At 74.5% G+C, this 20272-nt stretch carries 23 protein-coding genes; 13 read left to right on the top strand and 10 right to left on the bottom strand.

Features of this window, described 5'->3' with window-relative positions:
* Nucleotides 1-245: 245 nt before the first annotated feature.
* Both ACIA8Q_RS01610 and ACIA8Q_RS01605 read right to left on the bottom strand, forming a co-directional pair.
* Nucleotides 246-1031, bottom strand: coding sequence for a DUF4239 domain-containing protein (locus tag ACIA8Q_RS01610; RefSeq protein ID WP_360206374.1), 786 nt, complete (start codon nt 1029-1031; stop codon nt 246-248).
* A 155-nt stretch (nt 1032-1186) separates the two neighbouring features.
* Nucleotides 1187-1843, bottom strand: a complete 657-nt coding sequence (locus ACIA8Q_RS01605) for a GPP34 family phosphoprotein (protein ID WP_396316580.1) — start codon at nt 1841-1843, stop codon at nt 1187-1189.
* Between the two features lie 198 nt (nt 1844-2041).
* On the opposite strand from ACIA8Q_RS01605, the gene ACIA8Q_RS01600 reads away from it, so the two are divergent.
* The 3 genes from ACIA8Q_RS01600 to ACIA8Q_RS01590 all read left to right on the top strand — a co-directional run bounded on the left by ACIA8Q_RS01600 (nt 2042) and on the right by ACIA8Q_RS01590 (nt 3863).
* Complete coding sequence (locus ACIA8Q_RS01600; protein WP_396316579.1) at nt 2042-2365, top strand: hypothetical protein; 324 nt, start codon at nt 2042-2044, stop codon at nt 2363-2365.
* Entirely contained in the window at nt 2362-2568 is a 207-nt protein-coding gene (locus ACIA8Q_RS01595; protein ID WP_396316578.1) for a hypothetical protein, read from the top strand. Before ACIA8Q_RS01600 ends, ACIA8Q_RS01595 begins: the two co-directional genes overlap by 4 nt.
* A gap of 314 nt (nt 2569-2882) precedes the next feature.
* Nucleotides 2883-3863, top strand: a complete 981-nt coding sequence (locus tag ACIA8Q_RS01590; RefSeq protein ID WP_360206365.1) for a hypothetical protein — start codon at nt 2883-2885, stop codon at nt 3861-3863.
* A gap of 47 nt (nt 3864-3910) precedes the next feature.
* Here ACIA8Q_RS01590 and ACIA8Q_RS01585 read toward each other — a convergent pair whose 3' ends face one another.
* On the bottom strand, nt 3911-4156 hold the full coding sequence (locus tag ACIA8Q_RS01585; RefSeq protein WP_360206362.1) for an amphi-Trp domain-containing protein: 246 nt from the start codon (nt 4154-4156) through the stop codon (nt 3911-3913).
* 335 nt (nt 4157-4491) lie between these two features.
* On the opposite strand from ACIA8Q_RS01585, the gene ACIA8Q_RS01580 reads away from it, so the two are divergent.
* Nucleotides 4492-5583, top strand: coding sequence for a VWA domain-containing protein (locus ACIA8Q_RS01580; RefSeq protein ID WP_396316577.1), 1092 nt, complete (start codon nt 4492-4494; stop codon nt 5581-5583).
* Between the two features lie 168 nt (nt 5584-5751).
* Here ACIA8Q_RS01580 and ACIA8Q_RS01575 read toward each other — a convergent pair whose 3' ends face one another.
* Nucleotides 5752-7242, bottom strand: coding sequence for an alpha/beta fold hydrolase (locus tag ACIA8Q_RS01575; protein WP_360206357.1), 1491 nt, complete (start codon nt 7240-7242; stop codon nt 5752-5754).
* Between the two features lie 298 nt (nt 7243-7540).
* Between ACIA8Q_RS01575 and ACIA8Q_RS01570 the strand changes: the two genes are divergently transcribed.
* The 3 genes from ACIA8Q_RS01570 (at nt 7541) to ACIA8Q_RS01560 (ending at nt 9080) form a co-directional block, all read left to right on the top strand.
* Nucleotides 7541-8260, top strand: a complete 720-nt coding sequence (locus ACIA8Q_RS01570) for a DUF4232 domain-containing protein (protein WP_360206354.1) — start codon at nt 7541-7543, stop codon at nt 8258-8260.
* Nucleotides 8261-8351: 91 nt separating this feature from the next.
* Entirely contained in the window at nt 8352-8582 is a 231-nt protein-coding gene (locus ACIA8Q_RS01565) for a hypothetical protein (RefSeq protein ID WP_360206351.1), read from the top strand.
* 198 nt (nt 8583-8780) lie between these two features.
* Nucleotides 8781-9080, top strand: a complete 300-nt coding sequence (locus ACIA8Q_RS01560; protein WP_360206348.1) for a DUF4193 domain-containing protein — start codon at nt 8781-8783, stop codon at nt 9078-9080.
* Nucleotides 9081-9315: 235 nt separating this feature from the next.
* On the opposite strand, the gene ACIA8Q_RS01555 is transcribed toward ACIA8Q_RS01560, so the two are convergent.
* Nucleotides 9316-9603 carry a DUF4267 domain-containing protein gene (locus tag ACIA8Q_RS01555; protein ID WP_396316576.1) on the bottom strand — a complete coding sequence of 96 codons (288 nt, stop codon included), beginning with the start codon at nt 9601-9603 and terminating at the stop codon, nt 9316-9318.
* Nucleotides 9604-9828: 225 nt separating this feature from the next.
* On the opposite strand from ACIA8Q_RS01555, the gene ACIA8Q_RS01550 reads away from it, so the two are divergent.
* On the top strand, nt 9829-10485 hold the full coding sequence (locus ACIA8Q_RS01550; RefSeq protein WP_396316575.1) for a methyltransferase family protein: 657 nt from the start codon (nt 9829-9831) through the stop codon (nt 10483-10485).
* A gap of 179 nt (nt 10486-10664) precedes the next feature.
* On the opposite strand, the gene ACIA8Q_RS01545 is transcribed toward ACIA8Q_RS01550, so the two are convergent.
* Nucleotides 10665-10814 carry a hypothetical protein gene (locus ACIA8Q_RS01545; protein ID WP_396316574.1) on the bottom strand — a complete coding sequence of 50 codons (150 nt, stop codon included), beginning with the start codon at nt 10812-10814 and terminating at the stop codon, nt 10665-10667.
* 233 nt (nt 10815-11047) lie between these two features.
* Nucleotides 11048-11578 carry a MarR family transcriptional regulator gene (locus ACIA8Q_RS01540; RefSeq protein ID WP_360206337.1) on the bottom strand — a complete coding sequence of 177 codons (531 nt, stop codon included), beginning with the start codon at nt 11576-11578 and terminating at the stop codon, nt 11048-11050.
* A 97-nt stretch (nt 11579-11675) separates the two neighbouring features.
* On the opposite strand from ACIA8Q_RS01540, the gene ACIA8Q_RS01535 reads away from it, so the two are divergent.
* The 3 genes from ACIA8Q_RS01535 (at nt 11676) to ACIA8Q_RS01525 (ending at nt 14612) form a co-directional block, all read left to right on the top strand.
* Nucleotides 11676-12572 carry an NAD-dependent epimerase/dehydratase family protein gene (locus ACIA8Q_RS01535; protein ID WP_360206334.1) on the top strand — a complete coding sequence of 299 codons (897 nt, stop codon included), beginning with the start codon at nt 11676-11678 and terminating at the stop codon, nt 12570-12572.
* 552 nt (nt 12573-13124) lie between these two features.
* Nucleotides 13125-13862 carry a class I SAM-dependent methyltransferase gene (locus ACIA8Q_RS01530; RefSeq protein WP_387900203.1) on the top strand — a complete coding sequence of 246 codons (738 nt, stop codon included), beginning with the start codon at nt 13125-13127 and terminating at the stop codon, nt 13860-13862.
* Between the two features lie 99 nt (nt 13863-13961).
* Nucleotides 13962-14612: a maleylpyruvate isomerase family mycothiol-dependent enzyme gene (locus tag ACIA8Q_RS01525; protein WP_360206329.1), complete on the top strand. Its 651-nt coding sequence runs from the start codon at nt 13962-13964 to the stop codon at nt 14610-14612.
* Between the two features lie 96 nt (nt 14613-14708).
* Here ACIA8Q_RS01525 and ACIA8Q_RS01520 read toward each other — a convergent pair whose 3' ends face one another.
* The gene (locus tag ACIA8Q_RS01520; RefSeq protein ID WP_396316573.1) at nt 14709-16082 is read right to left on the bottom strand and encodes a chloride channel protein; all 1374 of its coding nucleotides are present in this window, start codon (nt 16080-16082) and stop codon (nt 14709-14711) included.
* Between the two features lie 548 nt (nt 16083-16630).
* Between ACIA8Q_RS01520 and thpR the strand changes: the two genes are divergently transcribed.
* Entirely contained in the window at nt 16631-17248 is a 618-nt protein-coding gene (thpR, locus tag ACIA8Q_RS01515; RefSeq protein WP_396316572.1) for an RNA 2',3'-cyclic phosphodiesterase, read from the top strand.
* Nucleotides 17249-17367: 119 nt separating this feature from the next.
* Here the strand turns inward: thpR and ACIA8Q_RS01510 are convergent, their stop codons facing one another.
* Nucleotides 17368-18090, bottom strand: coding sequence for an SDR family oxidoreductase (locus ACIA8Q_RS01510; RefSeq protein WP_396316571.1), 723 nt, complete (start codon nt 18088-18090; stop codon nt 17368-17370).
* A gap of 496 nt (nt 18091-18586) precedes the next feature.
* Here ACIA8Q_RS01510 and ACIA8Q_RS01505 point away from each other — a divergent pair, with 496 nt between their 5' ends.
* Complete coding sequence (locus ACIA8Q_RS01505; protein ID WP_360206317.1) at nt 18587-19720, top strand: protein kinase; 1134 nt, start codon at nt 18587-18589, stop codon at nt 19718-19720.
* A 90-nt stretch (nt 19721-19810) separates the two neighbouring features.
* Here the strand turns inward: ACIA8Q_RS01505 and ACIA8Q_RS01500 are convergent, their stop codons facing one another.
* Entirely contained in the window at nt 19811-20209 is a 399-nt protein-coding gene (locus tag ACIA8Q_RS01500; RefSeq protein WP_360206314.1) for a VOC family protein, read from the bottom strand.
* Between the last annotated feature and the right edge of the window lie 63 nt (nt 20210-20272).

The raw sequence follows: 20272 nt of genomic DNA, 5'->3' as shown, positions 1-20272 counted from the left end.
GTCTGTACCTCGGGGCTTCGGTGAACCACCGGATTTCCGGCCCGGCGCCGGACGCCGGGCCGGATGCGGCGCTGGATACTGCGTCGGACGCCGGGCCGCCGTCCGCGGTGGCGTCCGCCTCACCCGGTGGACGCAGCCCGTCCCGGAGGGAAAGATCCGGCCAGGGATTCCCGCAATCACCTTGCTGTGTAGGCAATATGACGATCTATCAGTAAAGGATATCCGCGCCGGTCCCGAAGACCAGGTCACCAGAACCGGGCGAGCGCACTGTCCTTGAACGGCTGCGGGGAGACGCTCATGTACCCGGAGAACGGCCGGTCGAGGACGATGACCAGGAGCAGGCTGAAGCCGACGAGCGCGGCCACCGAACCGACGAACAGCAGCCGCATCCGCCGGCTCCGGATGCCGTACAGGAAGGTGGTCAGCGTGATCACCACGGCACCGCCGAAGATCAGCACCTGCAGCAGGGTCGGCAGCTGGCCGTGGCTCACGGCGATCCGGGCCCGCCGCTGGGCGGCGACGTCGTTCAGGCTGTCCAGGGCCTTGGCGTAGAAGGCCTGTTCGGAGGGGGTTTCGGGCTGGTAGTCCGCAAGGGCCCCGTACATCCCGTCGAGCGCCCGGGTGGTCACCGCGGAGTCGCCCTTCCCGGCCCGCATCAGGGGCCACTGGTCCTCGACGACGGCGTGGACGTAGCCGTGGACGGCCGCGTACACCGCCTCCCGGGTCGCGGGCGGGAAGGCCCGGGCGTCGCGGGCGATCTGGGACACCGCGGTCGCCTCGGTGGACACGACCCTGCCCGTGTCCTGCAGCTCGGTCCACAGGTTGACGATGACGAACGCCAGGATGATGCCGTAGATCGCGCCGAACATCCCCAGCACCACGCCGACCATCTCGTTGTGCTCGCCGTCCGCGAGCGCCGGGAACCGGCGCGCGGCCAGGACGCTGCCGGCCAGGGCCAGCAGCACGAAGCCCCCGACCACCAGCACCGCCAGGGGCGCGGCAGGGGTGTGGTTCAACAGCCAGAGCTCCACGGTGCTCCTCGACGGCCGGTCGGCCGGATGCGGTGGTCAGGGCGGCTTGCCGTGCTGGTCAGGCCATGCCCGCGGCCCGGGGCGGGCTGCCGGGCCCACGGCCGAGGCTAACCCGCATCCGGGCGCGCGGCGCCGGAGAAACCCCGGGGCGCCCGTCAGCCGCCGCCCATCCCGCCCTGGGCGGCGACCATGGTCAGGTTCAGCCCGGACACCGCCCGGGCCAGCCCGGGGGCGGCCTCGACGGCGACCCGGTCGGTGAACGCGGCGATCCGGTCGGCGTGCTCCCTGCGGTCGTGGCGGGAGAGCACCAGCCGCAGGTGCCCGTGGGCGGCCAGGGCCGCGAGCACCGCCTCCTCGTACGGCACGTCGGCGACGGGGGCGGTGCCGCGCACGAGCCCGGCCACCCGCACCTGGAGGTCCAGGGCCTCGCGCGGGTCCTCCATCGCCACGGCGCGCCGCGGCGCGACCGGGCCGTAGGGGTCGCGGTCCGTCACGGTCATGACGCCGAGCACCGCGAGCCGTTCCTCGACGGCCTCTAGGGTGTCCTCGCGCCCGCGCTTGATCCACGACTTCCAGGTGCGCTGCTCGCCGCCCAGGTCGGCGACCAGCGCGTCGAGCACGCCGTCCCCGGTGGGGTCGGCGCGGACGACCCGGACCCGGCCCCCGTCGTCCTCGGCGGCGGCACCCCGGCGGGCGAGCTCGGCCAGGGCCGCGGCGCGCACCAGGAAACCGGCGCGGGCGCGGTCCTGCAGGGTCCGGGCCTCGGTGTCGAAGGCCAGCAGGTAGGTGGCCAGATGCAGTGCTCGACTCATGGCACCGACGATACGGCGCGCCCGACCGCCCGCCGTCAGCCCGCAGGACGGACTGCCCCTCCACCCGCAGGACCACCCGTCCGGCCGCCGTCCTCCTCCGGTCGGTACGCCCCCCGCGCCGGAGCGCCCGCCGTGCCCCGCACCCCGTGCGCCCGCGGGCCCGGGAAACCCGGTTGACGCGGGGTGGAGCATGGAACGGTGATCACCAGGGACCGTGCGGTCGAGCTCGTGGAAGCCCAACTGGCCCGCCAGCGGGAGGAGTCGCCGGCCGAATGGTCCTTCCCCGAGCTCGCCGTGGCCGGCGCGCAGGAGCACGAGGTCGGATGGCTGCTGGCCGTGGACTCGGCGGAGTACCTCCGCACCGGCGACCTCCGCCTGCGGACCACCGGCTGGTGCGGGACGTACCTGGTGGACCGCTTCGACGGCAGCGTCCACTGGTTGTCCCGCTCGCGTACACGGACGACTGGCAGGAGCGCTACCTCCGCCAGGTCAAGGGCGGCACCGGCTTCGACCCGCTGGTGATCGCCCTGCGGGAGGTCCTCCGCACCAGCGGTACGGCGGCCGCGATGCAGTACCTGCGCAGGCGGGCACCCGCCCTCGGACTGAGGGAGGCCAAGGACTTCACCGTGGCCGTCGCCAGGGGGGAGCGCCCCGCCCCGGACCTGGTGCGCCTCACCTGGACGGAGGAACCGGACATCGAGACCCTGGCCGGTCCCCTCCCCTGAGCCCCCGCCCGCGTCCCTGCCCCTCGCCTGAGCCCCCGCCCGCGTCCCTGCCCCTCGCCTGAGTCCCCGCCCCCGCCCACGTCCCTGCCGCCGTTCCCGCGTCGCCGTCCGGCTGCCCGCCCTCGCTCCGCCCCTGCCCCCCGCGCCGCCCTCCCGTCCGGCGCCCCGTCCCGCTGCCCCCGCCGCCGCCCGCGCCGCCCCCCACCGGTGCCCGCGGACTGCCCTTCCGGCCCTCCCGGCAGCCGCCGCGAGGCCCTAGTCTCGGCCCCGCCGGGGCCGGGCAGGGACGCAGGGACGTGGAGGGGCTGGGGAGCGTGCGGAAGACGGAGACACCCGCGGTCGCGCCGACACCCGAGACGGCGCCGCGGCGACGAACCCGGGACGCGGCCCCGCACCAGGCCTCGCAGCAGGCCGCCGGCCGGTCCGCGAGCCCGGCCGGACTGGGCGTGCTCCAGCGGACGGTGGGCAACGCCGCGGTGACGCGCCGGATCCAGCGCCAGCAGGACCCGGGGGCGGTCCGGGAGGAGGCGCGGCGCAACGCCGCCGACCCCACCGCGCACGGTGAGTGGGGCACGTTCCGGGCCATGATGGCCCAGGCGGGTTTCCCCGCGGACGTCACCGAGACGGCCTGGCAGCTCGTCCTCGGCGGCATCGCCGAACAGGGGCAGCTCAACGACGAGGCGATGGCGAAGTTCACCGAACGTCAGGAGCAGCGCGACTACCGCGCGTCGAACTCCTGGTACCAGGAGCTGGTGAGGGTCGTCGGCGACTACCTGGAGATCGACACGCCGACGCTGGCCCTGTGGTCGGGCGGCCGGGAGGTCAGCGACTACGCCCGCGCCAAGGGCCACACCCCGCTGGAGTCCACGCCCTTCGGCGGCGTGGTCGACAAGCTGTCCCTGACCCCGGACTGGCTGCTCAAGACGCCCATGTGGAACGTCCTGTCCAAGGCCTTCGTCAGCCGCGCCCGCGGCCCCGTCCACATCTTCCTGCGGGCGTACGACCCCGAGAGCGTCCTCATCGCGCAGGAGGTCCCGCAACTGCGCCTGGTCATGGCGCTGAACCCGGCGGTCAGACTGATCTGGCACCCGGTGTACGCCGATGCCGACGGCCGGCTGATGGAGGTCGCCAACGACCTCGCGCTGACCTCCGACGCCTCGTACCCGACCCGGGACAAGTGCGTGCAGGTGCTCTACGACTACCTGCGGCTCGTCCACGACCCGGCCAACGCCCACTCCGGGCGCGCCCACGCGGAGATGAGCTCCCGCCTCGCGGCCAACGGCAACCCGCAGTAGCAGCGGGCCGCGCCGGGCCCCTCGGCGGTTTCCGTCAGCCGCCGCCGTCAGTCACCGCCGTCCGCCTGCCCGGTCCGCCAGGAGAACTCGATCTCCAGCTCGATCTCGCCGTCCTCCAGCTCGACCTCGATCTCGGTGCGCAGCTCGTCGGGGATCCGCAGCGTCAGCTTCCCGGGCCCGAGCTCCAGCTCGGCCTGGCCGCCGCGTCTGAGCGCGGCCGCCAACGCCTCCAGCTGATCGGCGGCCTCGGCACGCGACAGCGTGCGCTTCTGTTCGAACTCGAGGTCCTTCACGGGACGCCTCCCGGGACGGTGGAACAACAGGTGCCTCCCCATTCTCACGCCGCACCCCGCCGGCGGCCCGGCGGAGCCCGCCGGGCGCCCGGAAACCGGCCCGCGAGTGCGTCCGAAGAAATGGTCCTTCCGCCCTCGCCGGGCGGATCCGACGTTCGCCCGGCGCAATTCAGGCCGTGTGGTCCGCCAAGGGGCGGCACCTTCTCCTCCGGTGAATTCCGGCCCCGTGAAACCCCAGGTCAGGGGGCACTGTCAGTGCCTCCCCATAGTGTTGGAGCAACGTCGGAGGGGGCGCCGGAAAGGCGTCGAAAAGGCGTTGGGAAAGGGGTAGGACCATGTCCGCGAACAGGATCAAGCACAAGGTCAACCACGTTTCGCTGGTGGTCGACAAGTCCGGCTCGATGCGCCAGCACGAGGCGCAGCTGGTCCGTGTGGTGGACGAGTTCGTGAAGGGCCTTCAGGAGGAGTCCGACCGGCTCGGCCACGAGACCCGCATCAGCCTCTACGCCTTCGACCACGAGGTGCAGAACCTCGTCTGGGACATGGACGTCAAGCACCTGCCCTCCCTGAAGGGCCTCTACCGGGTCGACAACGGCGCGACGGCGCTCATCGAGGCGGCCGTGAAGTCCGTCGACGACCTGAAGAACATCTGGGAGGGCTACGGGGAGCACTCCTTCCTCCAGGTCGTCGTCACCGACGGCGAGGAGAACGCCTCCGGCTGTTCGGAGAGCGGCCAGATGCACACCCGCATGAAGGCCGGCCAGGGCGCCGCCGTCCTGAGCGCGTGGAAGGACCGCATCAAGGGCGCCCTGGACGACCTGCCCGAGCACTGGACGTCGGCGATCCTGGTGCCGAACTCCCTGGCCAGGCGCACCGCCCAGGAGTACGGCTTCCCCGCGGGAAACATCGCGATCTGGGACGCCGACTCGGGCAAGGGCGTCGAGGAGGCCATCGGCACCGTCAAGACCGCCGCCACGAGCTTCCTGCGCGGCCGCGAGCAGGGCGTGCGCGGCACCAGGAACCTCTTCACCATGGGCCACGACCTCAACACCGCCGACGTCGCGGCCAACCTCGACGCCCTGGACACCGGCAGCTACATCCGCGTCCCGGTCGACCAGCCGAGCCCGATCCGCGACTTCGTCACCCGCTCCGGGCACGCGTACAAGACGGGCTGCGCCTACTACGAGCTGTCCAAGCGGGAGAAGATCCAGGGCAGCAAGCAGCTCGCCGTGGCGGAGAAGGACCCGGCCACCGGGCAGATGACCGGCCGGGTGTTCTCCGGCCCGGCCGCCCGCCGGCTCCTCGGGCTGCCGGCCTCGGAGGTCACCGTGAAGCCGGGCGAGAACCCGGCGTACACCGTCTTCGTCCAGTCGACCTCCGTCAACCGGAAGCTGGTCCCGGACACCAAGCTGCTCGTCATGCTGTAGCCGCGACGACCGCCCGTGCCGCCGGCCCCGGAACACCGGGCCGGCGGCACGGGCGGTCGCGCAGCCGTCAGGTCGCGCGGCACGGTGGTCGAGCGGTACGGCCGGTCGCGGGGCCGGAGACCGCGCAGCCACGCAGCTGCGGGGTCGCGCGGCACGGGCGGTGGCCGGTCAGTCGGTGCAGACGGTGCCGGCCGCGGGCAGGGCGAGGGTGGTCAGATAGCGGTTGGTGGCCGCCGCGGCGCACTTGGAGACCAGGAACAGGCTGTAGTCGTCTCCCTCGTGGCCGAGCACGACACTGCCGGGCAGCTGTCCGGCCATCGCCGCGCCCGCCTGGAACGGGGCGAGGGCCTGGTGGGTGGACTGCAGGATCAGTGCCGCCGGCGCGCCGCCGACCGGGCCGCCCGCCTTGACCGGCCGGGCCGGCACGGGCCAGCCGAGGCATCCGGCCACCGCCTTGTACGAGCGCACGGCGCCGCCGAGGTGCGGGGACACCCGGGCGAGGTCCTGCTGCAGACGGGCCAGGTCGTCGAAGGTGCGCACCGGCGAGGCGTTGTCCAGGCAGGCCGGCACCTGGACCTGGACCGGGTCCATGGTGTCGTCGGAGTCGTGGGTGAAGTCGATCGCGTTGGGGCGCTGCGGGTCGGTGGCCTTGACGATGGCCTCGGCCAGTTCCCGCCAGGCGGGGAACGTCAGGGTGAGGAAGCCCTGGGTGGCCTCGCGGATGTCCTCGCCCGTCAGCGGCTGGTGGGCGGAGGAGCCGGTGGGGACGGGCGAGCGGTCGGCGGCGGCGACGAGACCGTCGTACACGGTTGCGACGTCCTTGCCGTGCAGGGCGCAGTCCGCCGCGGCGGTGCACCAGGCGGCGAAGCGGTCGAAGGCCTCCTCCGCGGCGGCCGCCTCCTGGGTGATGCGGGTGAGCGGAGCACCGGTGTCGTCCAGCGCGGTGTCGAGGACCATGCTGCGCAGCCGGCCGGGGTAGAGCTCGGCGTAGGTGCGCCCGAGCAGCGTGCTGTAGTGGATGCCGTACCAGTCGACCTGCTGCTCGCCTAGGCCGATCCGCACCGCCTCGAAGTCCCGCGCGGTGCTGGTCAGGTCGACGTTGGCGGTGAGCTGGCCGTTGCGGCGCCGGCAGTCGTCGGCGAAGGCCCGGTTGTGGGCGGCGAGCGCGTCGAAGGCGGCCCGGTCCTTCGGGAAGTGGGTGACCCCGGCGGGCTTGAGCGGCTCGCCGCAGACGATCGGCGTGCTGTGTCCCACCCCGCGCGGGTCCACCGCGACCACGTCGAACTTGCGGGTCATGTCCCCGGCGAACTGCGCGAATCCGATGTGCATCGCCAGCCGCAGCTGCTCGATCGAGGAGCCGCCGGCACCGTCGTTGAGGAGCAGGCTGCCCTGGCGGTGCGCCTGGTCGTCTGCCGGTCGGCGGACCAGGGAGAGGGTGAGGTCGGCGCCGCCGGGGCGGGACCACTCCACCGGCACCCGGATGGTGCCGCACTGCATGCCGGTGAAGTCGGTGTCGGCACAGGCGTGCCAGTCGATGCGGCTCGCCCGGCCTCCGTACCCGCCGTCCTCCGGCTGGGCGATCGCCGGGACGGCGATGGCGGTGGTGATCGCGGCGGCCGCGGCGGCGATCCAGCGGCGGGCGGTTCTGGTGTGCGTCATGGGGGAGGTCCTCGCTCTTCCTCGGGCCGAGTGCCCGGCCCGGCGGTTCATGCCGCACAGACTGGCGGTGGCGGATGTCCACTTCCCAGACCGATCGGCGGCGGGAACTGTCCACTCCTGTCCGCACCTGCCCACCACCCCCACCACCGCCACCACCCCCACGACTGACGGAATGTCACGGTCCCGTCTCTGTCATGTCCTGACGACTGTGACGCCACCGGTGCCACCGAACTCGCCTGACCCGTCGTCATCCTGGGTGTCCGAAGCAGTCAGCACGCACCGCCACCGGGGAGTCCTCATGTCCGTCCGTCACCGCCGCCCGCTGCTCGCCACCGCCGTCCTCGTCGCCGGGGCCGGACTCGTGCTGACCGCCTGCGGACCGGACAACGCGGACCCGGCCGCCGGGCCGACGGCCCCCGCGAAGAGCGCGGCGGCCACCGCGCCGGCGACGCCCGCGCCCCCGGCGACGGGCGCCCCGGCCACCGGTGCCCCCGCGACGGGTGCACCGGCAACGGCCTCGCGCCCCGCCACCCACACCCCGCCCGCCACGGGCGCCGCCCCCGCCGCCGACCACCCGTGCGACATCCAGAACCTCACGATCCGGGTGACCGCACGCCAGGGGGCGCCGACGCAGCGGGTGATCGAGGTGCACAACACGGGCGCGAACGCCTGCACCCTGAGCTCCTCCCCGGGGGTCGACCTCGGCAACTCCGCCGCGCGCGACCAGAGCAACAACCTCAGGCCGGTGCTCGCCAGCGGCACCGCGCGCTTCCCCGTCCCCGCCGGCCAGAACGCCTATGCCGTCATCGACCTCAACCCCGGCGGCGCCACCACCGGCACCGCCCCCGGCATCAACGAAGTCAACGTGCTGGTCGACCAGGACGGCACCAACATGCCCCTCGCCAACACCCACAACTTCCCGCTCGACGGCGGCACCAGGGTCCTCAACCCCACGATGGGCCTCTACCGCCCCACCGTGCCCGAAGCCGTCACCTCCCTGGCCGCCGCCGGCAAGTGACCCGCCCCGACACCACCCCGACACCACCCTCCCGGCGGGGCCGTGGGGAAATCGGGGGTGGTCGGGCGGGCGGACTGGCAGACTGGTGATCATGAACGCCGACCGGCGCCCGCTGTGGCAGCCCTTCTCCGAGCCCCTCGTCGACCAGCCCGCGGTCGGGGAGCGCGAGCGGCTCCTCCCGGTGGAGCGCCTGCCGTTCCGGGAACCGTCGGCTCCGGAGCCCGGCATCCCGCGGCAGGGCGCCGCCGGCGGGCGCAGGCCGCTCGGCTCCGGAGGGCTCACCTTCGCCGCGGCCGACGGGGCGCTGCCCGGCGGATCGTGACGCCGTGGACCGGGGTGGGCGACGGCACCTCGACGGGGCCGCGTGTCGGCCTTCGCGCGCCGTACGGTGGGCGAGGTGGGATGGTGGTGCTCGCCACGGGGCGGATCGGCCATGAGAACCTGCCCGGCCGGCACTCCGTCGGCCGGCGGGCGGGACGACCCGCCCGCCGGAAGCAATCCCTGAGGAGAAGGCACCACCTTGGCAACCGACTACGACGCTCCGCGTGACACCGGCGACGAGAGCAGCGACGACAGCATCGAGGCGCTGAAGAGCCAGCGCGACGACAAGCAGAGCTCCGCCGTCGACGTGGAGCCCGAGGCCGTCGAAGGGCTCGAGCTCCCGGGCGCCGACCTGTCCGGTGAGGAGCTCACCGTGCGGGTCGTGCCCATGCAGGAGGACGAGTTCACCTGCATGACCTGTTTCCTGGTCCACCACCGTGCCCAGCTCGCGGGCGAGGACCGCAACGGTCAACCCATCTGTCGCGACTGCGCGTCCTGACCGCCCGGGGAGCCCGTACCCCGGGCCGGCCCGCCCGCGACCCGTCGACGGCAGCAGGCCGCGGGCGCCGGTGAGCCGGGCCCGTCGTGTGGCGGGGGGAGTCCCTTCGTCCGTTCGGGGCGCCCCGGCCGCGGGCGTCGGAAGCACCCGCCGCCACGGGTGATCGCGGCCCTCCGTGCGCGGGAAGTCGGATCCGCCGACTTCCCGCGCACGGCTGCGGTCAGCGCGCATGGAACTACCACGCCGAGGCGAGGTGGAGGACGGCCAGCAGGCCGGCACACACGGCCATCCCCGGGTTGCGCTGCTGCACGCCGATCGCGGAGTCGCCGATCTGGGCCAGGCCGACGATCGCGAGGACCGGGGCGGCGGCGGAGCGGTCGCCGGTCGCGAGGAGGGCGAGCGTGACGGCGGCGAGGGGGATCGCCCTGGCCCCGTAGGCATGGGCGTACAGAAGCGTGCCGCCGTTGACGGCCGTGCCCCTCGGCAGGATCAGACCCGGGGCCGGGGGAGGGTCGCCGCTCACGGGGCCCGGCCGGGGCGGTCCGGACACCTTCGGTGACGGTCCTTCAGATGTCCGTGCGTACCCGGTCGATCGGGCGTGCGCGCGGCCCGGATGCCGGTCCGCGGCGCGCCGAGGCGTTCCGGTGGGCGCTCCCGTGGCCGTTCCCGTGGGCGTTCCGGGGCGGCTCCACCTCCGGGTGGAAGGAGGGCCCTGCGGTCCACCCGCGGGTGGTGGTGGAGCCCTCCGGTGGCGGAGGAGCCTTGGGCCACGGGCTCTCTGCATTCGGCAACCGTCGCGCTCACCTACACGTGCGTCGCGATCTTCTGCGCGGCCTGGACGGCCGGCGTCCTCTACTTCGCGGTCGCGGCTCGTTCCGGCCTCCGCGGATGGCTGCGCGGGCTGCGCCGTTCGATGCTCCGTCGGCTCCTGCTGGTCGGCGGCGGCTACGCGCTGTTCGCCCTGCTCGACCGGACCCGGGACTTCTGGCAACACCTTCGCTACTGGCAGCCGGTGCTCGCCGTCGCGGGCGCGCTGCTGGCGGTGGCGTCCACCGCGCTCCTCCTGTGGGCCCGTTGGGTCCTGGGGGCGATGTGGGCCAGCGTGCCGACCGTCCAGGAGCGGCACGAGCTGCGCACCGACGGCCCCTACCGGCTGGTCCGCCACCCCATCTACACCGGCCTGCTGGGCCTGATCGCCGGGGGGATGGCGGCCTGCGGGTTCGGCGTGTGGATCGCCTACATCCTCGTCGCCGTGCCCTGGTTGCTGCTGCGGGTCCGGGCCGAGGACGCCATGATGGCCGGGCGGTTCGGCGCGGCCTACGAGACCTACCGCGCTCGCGTCCCGGCGCTGGTTCCGCTGGGCCTGCCGGCGGCCTCGGGCCCGGCCGGGCCTCGACGGCGCTGACGGGGCGGTGGCTCACCCCGCCGGGAGCGCATATCCGCCGGGAGCGGGTATCCGCCCGGAGCGGGCCGTCACCCGGAACAGCCTCCCACCTGCTGCCGGCCGCGGCAGCCGGGTGTGGACGGGAGCCGCCGGGCCCCGCGGACGGCGGTCCGCGGGGCCCGGTGTTCAGGGTCCGGTGTTCAGGACCGAGCGTGCCGGGGCCGGTGGCCCCCGGCCCGCCGGACCCTCCGGGAACGGGCGGCGCGGCGCTCACCGGCGCGCGGGGACGCCGCGGTCACGGCGGCGGCGACGACGAGCGGGACGACCATCAGCACCATGGCGGCGGACATGCGCACCTCCGGAGCAGGGCTGGACAGATGGTGTCCGCCTGCCCGCCCCGGCTGCGGTCATGTCCTGCTTCACCCGCCCCGGTGACGGAATCACCCGCTCGCCGACCGGATCCTGCGGCCGCGAACCGCCGACCGTGACCCGAAGGCCACGAACCGAAGGCCACGAACCGCCGCCCGCGACTCGAAGGCCACGAACCGCCGGGCGGTCAGCCCCGGCGGTCAGCGCCGACCGGTCACCGCGCGGCGGGGTCCTCGTCGTGGTCGCCGAGGGTGAGCAGGACGCGGCGCAGCAGGCCGGCCAGCTGGTCGCGCTCGGTGCCGCTGAGCCCGGCGAGCTGGCGTTCCTCGCCGGCGAGGTGGTGTTCGACGAGCCGGTCGGTGAGTTCCCGGCCGGCGTCGGTGAGGGAGATCAGCACCCGGCGCCGGTGGGCGGGGTCGACGGCCCGTTCGACCAGGCCCTTCGCCACGAGGTGGTCGATGCGGTTGGTGAGCGCCGCGGAGCTGACCATCACGGCGGCGCTGAGCTCGCCGGCGGTGAGGACGTGCGGGGCGCCGGAACGCAACAGGGTGGCCAGGACGTCGAACTCCCAGGGCTCGACGCCGTGGACGGTCAGGTTCTCCTTGATCCCGCGCTCCAGCAGGCGCGAGGCCCGGGAGAGCCGGCCGATCACGGCCATGGGGGAGGTGTCCAGGTCGGGGCGGACCGTGCGCCACTGGGCGGTGATGCGGTCGACGCCGTCGTGCTGCGGCTGCTGGTCGGTCATGTTCCGAGTCTAACATTTCGACATGGAAGTGTTTGACATCGCGGATCGAGCCCGACTATAGTTTCGACATCGAAATGTTCGACATAGGGGGAACATTGTGAAGGTCCTGCTCACCGGCGCCACCGGCTACATCGGCACCGTCGTCTCCGAGCACCTCGCCGCCGCCGGCCACCAGGTCGTCGCGCTCACCCGCAGTGCCGAGCCGCAGCCCGACCGGCCCTGGCAGGCCCAGGTGGTCGGCGACACGGCCGACCCGGCCTCGCTGGCCGGCGCGGTCACCCCGGAGATCGAGGCGGTGATCCACCTCGCGCCCCCGAGCGGCGACGCCGACGTCGACACCGCCGTCATCGAGGCGCTCGTCACCCCGCTGCGCGGCACCGGCCGGCCCTTCGTCTACACCAGCGGCGTCTGGGTGCTCGGTGCCACCGGCGAGGCCCAGGAGGTGGGCGAGGAGGCCCCGACCGACCCGATCGACATCGTCGGCTACCGCCCGCGGATCGAGCGGCGGGTGCTGGCCGAGGCCGCCGAGGGCGTGCGCGCGGTCGTCGTCCGCCCCGGCATCGTGTACGGCCGTGGCGGCGGCATCCCCGCCATCCTGGTGGACCGGGCCCGGACGCAGGGGGCGCCCGAGTACTACGGCGAGGAGGGCGTGCGCTGGCCGGCCGTCCACGTCGACGACCTGGCCGAGCTGTTCGTGGCGGCCGTCGAGCGCGCCGCGGCCGGCACCGTCTGGCACGGCGTCGGTGAGTCTGCCGTCCCGGTCAGGGACCTCGCCCGGGCCGCCGGTCGCGCCGCCGGGGTGGCCGCCGCCCCGCACGCGGTGCCGGTGGAGAAGGCCGCCGAGGTCTTCGGCCCGCTCTTCGCGGACGCGCTCGCCCTCGACCAGAGCGTCAGCGGCGCCGCCGCCCGCACGATCCTCGGGTGGCGACCGGACCGTCCGGGCGCGGTCGCCGAGGTCGAGTCGGGCTCGTACGGTCCGGTGCCGCAGGGCTGACCGTCCGCCGGTCGCTGCGGTCGACGACGTTCGTGGGCGGCATCCGGTGCGCCGGTGCCGCCCACCGGCCTCGGTCACGCGGCCGGGCGGTCCGTCCACCCGGTTCGGCGGAGGGCCGCTGACCTGCTAGTCTTCTTCTCGTCGCGAGGGAGATGATTCCTCGTCAGGCGTCAGCGGTGCTACCAGAGCACGTCCTACTTTCAGTAGGGAGAGTCCGTGCAACCCGGGCCTGGCGCTCAACGGTCGGACGAGGTCCGGCACCCCACCAGGGTGCCGGACCTCGTCCGCGTTCCCGTTCGCATCCGGCCCGTCCGGGGGTGAGGCCGACGGCTCCGGCGGTCCGGTCGACGCGTGCGAGCCCTCCCGCGCGGCCTTCGTCACCCTTCGTGCGGCGGGAACGGCCGTCCTCACTTCGAGTGATCCGGTTCGGCGTGGAACGGCCCACCGGGGCGCCACCCCGCCCTCGTGCGCCTCCCGAACCCCGTTTGCCTCCCGGGCCCCGGCCCGCTACACACCATCCCGACACCGTGCGTGAAACCGGGAGGTCTACCCATGAGCGTGACGAATCGGTACCGGGACAACTGGGAGGGCTTCTGGCGGGACGCCCCCGAGGAGCCGGGGGCGGTGATCTGGGACGCCGAACCGGGCCTCACCGCGGCCCGCCACCTCGAACTGTTCGACCGCCACCTCGCCGACCCCGGTCTGCCCGTCGTCGACCTGGGCTGCGGCAACGGCACCCAGACCCACTTCCTCGCCGACCGGTTCGCCCGAGCCGTCGGGGTCGACCTCTCCACCGCCGCCCTCGACCTCGCCCGGCGCCGCAACCCGCCCGGGCGGGCCGAGTTCGCGCCCCTCGACGCCACCGACACCCGGGCCGTCCAGGCGCTCCACGACCGCCTCGGCGACGCCAACGTGTACGTGCGCGGCGTCATCCACCAGAGCGAACCGGCCGACCGTCTCCCCGTGGCCCGCGCCATCGCCACCCTGATCGGCGAGCGCGGCCGGGCCTTCGTCGTCGAACTCCGCGAGTCGGCCAAGGCCGTCCTGGCCGACCTCGCCCGGGGCCCCGCCGGCCCGCCTCCCAAGCTGCGCCCGGTCTTCGCCCACGGTCTGGCCCCCGCGGAGGTCGCCGACGCGGCCTTCGCCGAGCTCTTCCGCACCGCCCGTCTCACCGTCCTCGCCACCGGTGACCTGCCGCTGACGACCACCGAGTTCACCCCCGACGGCCGGCGGATCGACCTGCCCGCCCAGTGGCTGGTCGTGGCCGCGAACGGGGCCGAGCCGGCCTGACCGCCGGGGCCCGACCGGCGGGATCCATCACTGCTGGTGCTGGACCGCATCATGTCCGTCTATTGGACGGATGGTCAGGCCTGCCGCAGGGTTGCTCCCATGGGTAACGCGACGACTCACACCTACGGGAAGGCCGGGATCCGGGCCATGATCGCGGCGGAACGCCGGGAACTGGCCGATCTGTTCGACGGCCTGCGGCCCGACCAGTGGGAGGAGCCCAGCCTCTGCGCGGGGTGGCGGGTCCGGGAGGTCGCGGCGCACATGTCGACGGGGTTCCGGCTCTCCCTGCCCGCGACGATCCGGGAGCTGGTCAGGGCCCGGGGAAGCCTGCACCGGATGACCGACCGCGTCGCGCGCAGGGAGGCCGCCGCCTGCTCCGCGACCGAACTCGCCGCGTTCCTGCGGGAGGGCGCCCACCACCCCTGGACGCCGCCGGTCGGCGGGATCCGGGCCGCGCTCGGCCACGACGTGGTGCACGGCCTGGACGTCACGGTCCCCCTCGGCCTGGACCGGCGCGTGCCCGAGGAGCGGCTGCGGGTCCTGCTGGACGGGATCCGCCCCGCCGGCCTCAGGTTCTTCGGCGCGGACGTCGACGGGGTGCGGCTGTGCGCCGAGGACCTGGACTGGTCGTACGGTTCGGGCGTCCCGGTGTACGGCACCGCCCAGGACCTCCTCCTGCTCGCCTTCGGCCGCAGGCTTCCGGCCGGCCGGCTCCGGGGCGAGGCGAGCAGCCGCTTCACCGCGGCCTGACCGCCGGCACCCCGCAGGACGAAGGGCCCACGCCGCACGTCCTCAGGCCCTCGGGTCCTCAGGCCCTCGGGTCCCGGTCCCCGGCCGGCCCCGGCGTCAGGCCGCGGGTGCGGGAGCGGGCGGCGATGACGCCTCCGGTGCGGGCCCGCCGGGCAGCCGGGCGAGCCGGAGCGTGCCGACGTACGCCACCACCACGGCGACGATCACCAGCGGGACGACGGTCAGACCGGCCTCGCCCAGCAGCAGGGTGGCCAGCATCGTGGCGGTCATCGGCAGCTTCAGCATCGCCACCGTCATCGCGCCCATCCCGATGGCGAATCCGGCGGTGGTGCCCAGACCGGGCAGGTGGGACAGGGCGAGGCCGCCGGTCGCGCCGACGAACACGGCGGGGAAGACCGGGCCGCCGCGGAAGGCGCACAGCGAGGCGCAGTAGGCCAGCGACTTGCACACCAGCAGGACGAGGAGGGTGGCGGCCGTGTACCCGGCGCTCTGGTCCAGCAGTGGCCCCAGGGCGTCCTGCCCGGAGAACAGCACCCCGGTGGCCGGCCGGTCGGTGATCACCGCGTACACCAGCGCGATCACACCGACGGCGACGCCCATCAGGACGGTGAGCGGCAGGCGGTGGCGGTCCACCACGCCCTGCAGGGCGAGCGAGGAGCGGCGGATCGCCTCCCCGAGCAGCGCGGCGACCACGCCCGCGAGGATCGCCCAACCGAACTCGCCCAGGGTCGGCCGGCCGGCGGCCGGCACCTGGTTCAACGTGAGGGAGTAGGTGCCGAGGCCGGTCCAGGTGCCGAGACCGGTGAAGATCAGCGACCCGATGCCCGCGGCGAGCAGACCGGGCACCAGCACCACGCCCATCACCGGCCCGCCCAGGCCGGACGCCTCCATCAGCAGGAAGGCGCCGACCAGCGGCGAGCCCAGCAGCTCGCTGATGGCCGCGAAGCTGCCGGCCGCGCCGATCACGGAGACGGCGCTCGGCGGGGCGTCCCGCTTCAGCAGTCGGACCGCGCCGACCGCGAGCCCGCCGCCGAGGGCGATCAGCGGGGCCTCCGGACCGAGGACCACCCCCAGGCTGAGCGAGACGATCGCCGCGACCGCCACGCCAGGCACCGACGTGAACGAGGGCGTGCCCCCCGTCTTGAGCCCCTCCGCGGGCCGGTGGCCCCCGCCACCCGGCAGGTACCGGATCGTCAGGGCGACCAGGACGCCCGCCACCGCGAGCAGCGGGATCGGCCACCAGTCGGGGGTGCCGTGGAAGCCGAGGCCCTTCGGCAGGTCGTCGAAGACGAGCGACTGCAGCTCGGAGACCAGGGCGAGGAACCCGAACGCGCCGGCCGAGATCGGGACGCCGAGCAGGGCCGAGAGCGCCAGCACCACCAGGTAGCCGGGGGAGCGGACCATCGCCAACGGGTCCTGTGGCGCCGCGGCGGGCCCGGTCGGACCGGTGGGGGTGGGTCGGGCCGGCATGTGCATCGTCTCCTCGACGGCTGGCCCGCCGGGAACACCGGTCGCACGGGCCTGGATCTGGTGGGGCGCGGACAGCGGGTCGGTCGGTTCAGTGCTCGGCGACGACGGGGGCCCGACCGAGGGGCCGGCCCGCGCCGTCGGCGCCGGTCGACGCACGGCGGCTCCGGTCGTCCGCTCGGAAGTGGTGCTCCGGCTCCCGGCCCCCGCCCGGGGGGTGCCCCGGCTCCCGGCCTCCGCCGGCCGCGGTCCGCCCCGGCGGGGCGGGGGACGCCGGCCTGCCCGTGTCCTGGTCGTCGGCCATCGGCCGTCCCTCCTGTGTGGCTGCGCGCCGCAACCGCCGGGCGGTGCGGGTCCGTCCCCCGATCATCGCGGGCCCGGCGGACGGCGGCCGTGAACCGGGCCGTAGGGCGTGTCCGGCCTGCGTGGCGGTCTGCGTGCCTCCCATGGCGCCGCAGACCCGAGGGCGGGCGGTCGGGACGCCCCCGGCGCGGCGGGCCGGGCGGGCACCGGCGGCGCGGACGACCCGCCCTCGGCTACTCTCCCCCCTCGTGGACGTTTCCCCCGAGCCCTCGACCCTGCGCGTCTTCGTGGCGCTGGCCCCGCCCGACGAGGCCAAGGACGAGCTGGCCCGTGCGCTGCAGCCCGCCTACGCCAGGTACCCGCAGCTGCGCTGGAACCGGATCGAGGACTGGCACATCACCCTCGCCTTCCTCGGTGAACTGCCGTCCACGGCAGTGCCGTCGCTGCGGGCGGTGCTGGCCGGCCGGGCGGCCTCGCACCCCGCCCTGCAGCTGGGCCTGCGCGGCGGCGGCCACTTCGACGAGCGACTGCTGTGGAGCGGGATCGACGGGGACCTGGAGGGACTGCACCTGCTCGCCGCCGACGTCCGGGAGCTGGTGAGGTCCTGCGGGATCGAGTTCGCCGACCGCCCGCTGCGCCCCCACCTGACCCTGGCGCGCTCCCGTCGCGACGATCCCAGCAGCGTGCCGGAGGCCGCGGCCGGGCTCGCCGGGTTCGTGGGCAGGCCGTGGCCGGCCGAGCGACTCCACCTGGTCGGCAGCAACTTCGGCCGCGGCCCCGGGCCGATCCGCTACCGCGACATCGAGGCGTGGCGGTTCGGCGCCGCGGTCCGGACCGGGAGCGACAGCGCCCCCGCCGAGCCGTAGCCGTAGCCGTAGCCGGCGAGCCGGCCCGCTCAGCCCTGCCGGCCAGCGAGCCCGCCCGTTCAGCCCTGCCGGCCGGCGGTCCGGCCCGTTCAGCCCTGCCGGCCGGCGGTCCGGCCCGTTCAGCCCTGCTGGCCGGTGGCCGCGAGGACGATCTCGCGGATGGTGACCTCCGGCGGCTGGCGGTACGCGTAGACGACGGCCTCGGCCACGACCTGCGGGTCCAGGGCGCCGCCGGCCGCCTCCTTCCACGCCCGGTAGTCCTCCTTGATCCGCTCGTCGGTGGTGTGGGAGAGCAGTTCCGTCTCCACGGCCCCCGGGGCGATGGTGATCACGCGGACTCCCGAGGAGGCGACCTCCTCGCGCAGGTTCTCCGACATCGCGTGGACGGCGAACTTCGTCCCCACGTACGCGGTGTGGTTCGGGAAGGTCTTGCGGCCGGCGACGGAACTGACGTTGATGACGGTGCCGGCGCCACGGGCCAGCATGCCGGGCAGGACGGCGCGCACCCCGTACAGCACCCCCTTGACGTTCAGGTCGATCATCCGGTCCCACTCCTCGGCGTCCTGGTCCGCGATCCGGCCCAGGAGCATCGCCCCGGCGTTGTTGACGATGGCGTCCGCCGGCCCGAACCGCTCCTCGGCCTCGCGCACCGCCTCCCGGAGCGCCTCGCGGTCGGTGACGTCGACCTTGCGGCACAGGGTCTCGGGCAGGGCGAGCTCCTCGAGCCGTTCCAGTCGGCGCGCGAGCAGCAACAACGGGTGGCCCTGTGCGGACAGCAGCCGGGCGGTGGCCGCGCCGATGCCCGAGCTGGCACCGGTGATGACGATCAGGGGCTTGGACACGGCGGATTCCTCCAGGGAGCGGGCTGGACCGGATCGGGTTCGGATCGGACGCGGACGACGCGTCGCACCCAGAAGACCACCACGGACGGGGCCCCGCGCACCGGCGGCGGGGCCGGGCCGTACGGCGGGATCGTCCGTCCGGTTTCGGTGCCGGGCCGCTGACCTGCTAGTCTTCTTCTCGTCGCGAGGGAGATGATTCCTCGTCAGGCGTCAGCGGTGCTACCAGAGCACGTCCTACTTTCAGTAGGGAGAGTCCGTGCAACCCGGGCCTGGCGCTCCATAGTCGGACGAGGTCCGGCACCCACCAGGGTGCCGGACCTCGTCCGCGTTCGCGGACGCTGCGCGGTCGGGGCCGCGCCGGAGCCCCCCACGGCGGCGGCGTGGCGGGCCGCGGCGGGCCGGCGGGGCTGACCGCGATCCCGCCGGGCCGGGGCCGTCAGTCCGCCTTCGCCCGTAGGGTGTTCCGGCACGGGGATGTCGGACGACGGGGTGGGCGATGCGACCTGGTGACGTGATCGCGGGCCGCTACGAGCTGGTCAGCCGGCTCGGGCGGGGAGGCATGGGGGAGGTGTGGGCCGCCCACGACCGGGACCTCCGCCGCGCGGTGGCCCTCAAGCTGCTCCACACCGGGGAGGAGGGGGTGGGCGAGCTGCCGGCCCGCTTCGCGCGGGAAGCGGTGGCCTCGGCCCGGATCAACCATCCGAACGTCATCACGCTCCACGAACGCGGTGTGCACGAGGACCTGCTCTTCCTCGTCATGGAGAAGGTCGAGGGCGTCACCCTGGCCGAGGTCATCGACCGGGAGGGCCCGCTGCCGCTCCCCCGGGCGCTGTCGGTCGCCGGTGAGATCGCCGCGGCGCTGGCCGCCGCCCACCGGGCGGGCGTCATCCACTACGACATCACGCCGCGCAACGTCATGATCACCACGGACGGGCGGGTGAAGGTCCTCGACTTCGGGATCGCGGGGTTCCTCCGGACGACCCTCTCCCTGGTCCGCTCCTCGCTGCTGGCTCCGGCGGGGACCGTGGCGTACGGCGCCCCGGAGCAGTTCCGCACCGAGCGGGGCGACGAGCGGTCCGACCTGTACGGGCTCGGCGGCGTCCTGTTCGCGATGCTCACCGGGCGGCCCCCCTTCACCGGGCCCAACGCCTGGGCCGTCATGGCGCGCAAACAGGACGAGGACGCCCCCGGACTGGCGACCCTGCGGCCGGACGCTCCCGCGGACCTGGCCGCGCTGGTCGCGCGACTGCTGGCCCGCGACCCCGCGCGGCGCCCCGCCTCCGCGCAGGAGGTGTACGAGCGGCTCCGGCAACCGCCGGCCGGGGCCGATCCCGTGGCCGGGGTCCGGTTGGCCCACACCGCCCGGCCCGACCGGGTGCCGACGGGCGGCGACGGTCCGTTCCACCGGGTCCGGGTCTTCCTCGACGGGGCGGCCGAGGCCCTCGACCGGGTCGTCAGGGTGGTCTACCACCTCCATCCGACGTTCCCCGAACCGGATCGCGTGAGCACCGACCGGTCGACGGGCTTCGCCCTGGAGCTGTCGGCCTGGGGCCGGTTCACCGTCACGGCCGACGTCTTCGCGGCAGGCTGCCGGGAGCCCGTCCGGCTCGAGCGGTACCTCGACTTCTGACCCGCGCCCGACGCCCACCCCGCGGTTCCGCGGTCCCGCGGAGTGGGCGGCCGGTGACGTGCGTCGTCCGCCGGTCGGCCGTGCGCGTCGTCAGCGGGCGAACCTCGCGACGGCCGCAGGGGTGACGGGCGTGAAGAAGTTGACGAGGTTGCCGTCGGGGTCGCGCAGCAGCAGGGACCGGTTGCCCCAGGGCATCGTGGTGGGCCCGGCGACGAAGTCGGTGACGACACCGGTCAGGTCCCGGTGGACGCGGTCCACGTCGTCGACGAGGAACTCGGTGATCACACTGTGGTTGTCCGCCGGGCGGGCGGAACCCGGCGCGAACAGCGGGACGGTGCGGGTACCGGCGATCGCGAGGGTGGCACCCGCGGTGCTGAGCTCGGCGAAGTCCTCGGTGGCCCACGTCGTCCGGGCCCCCGTGGCCCGCTCGTAGAACGCGACGAGGCGCGCCACGTCGCCGGTGATGATGCGGATCGAGACGAACTCCACGGGAATCTCCTTGGTCGTGCGGAAGGCGTGCACGTCGCAGGCTAGGAGGAATACCGGACAGAA

Origin of the sequence: Kitasatospora sp. NPDC051705 (genome assembly GCF_044453265.1) — a bacterium.
GTDB lineage: Bacteria > Actinomycetota > Actinomycetes > Streptomycetales > Streptomycetaceae > Kitasatospora.
Note: the sequence above shows the minus strand (reverse complement) of the source record. Positions and strands in the feature narration are given on the sequence as shown.

Bases quoted from the DNA above. Each gene is read 5' to 3' on its own strand.
- ACIA8Q_RS01525 (WP_360206329.1), top strand. From the start codon at position 13,962: ATGGGTAACGCGACGACTCACACCTACGGGAAGGCCGGGATCCGGGCC.
- ACIA8Q_RS01570 (WP_360206354.1), top strand. From the start codon at position 7,541: ATGTCCGTCCGTCACCGCCGCCCGCTGCTCGCCACCGCCGTCCTCGTC.
- ACIA8Q_RS01605 (WP_396316580.1), bottom strand. From the start codon at position 1,843: ATGAGTCGAGCACTGCATCTGGCCACCTACCTGCTGGCCTTCGACACC.
- ACIA8Q_RS01530 (WP_387900203.1), top strand. From the start codon at position 13,125: ATGAGCGTGACGAATCGGTACCGGGACAACTGGGAGGGCTTCTGGCGG.
- ACIA8Q_RS01565 (WP_360206351.1), top strand. From the start codon at position 8,352: ATGAACGCCGACCGGCGCCCGCTGTGGCAGCCCTTCTCCGAGCCCCTC.
- ACIA8Q_RS01520 (WP_396316573.1), bottom strand. From the start codon at position 16,082: ATGCCGGCCCGACCCACCCCCACCGGTCCGACCGGGCCCGCCGCGGCG.
- ACIA8Q_RS01505 (WP_360206317.1), top strand. From the start codon at position 18,587: ATGCGACCTGGTGACGTGATCGCGGGCCGCTACGAGCTGGTCAGCCGG.
- ACIA8Q_RS01545 (WP_396316574.1), bottom strand. From the start codon at position 10,814: ATGTCCGCCGCCATGGTGCTGATGGTCGTCCCGCTCGTCGTCGCCGCC.
- ACIA8Q_RS01580 (WP_396316577.1), top strand. From the start codon at position 4,492: ATGTCCGCGAACAGGATCAAGCACAAGGTCAACCACGTTTCGCTGGTG.
- ACIA8Q_RS01540 (WP_360206337.1), bottom strand. From the start codon at position 11,578: ATGACCGACCAGCAGCCGCAGCACGACGGCGTCGACCGCATCACCGCC.
- ACIA8Q_RS01575 (WP_360206357.1), bottom strand. From the start codon at position 7,242: ATGACGCACACCAGAACCGCCCGCCGCTGGATCGCCGCCGCGGCCGCC.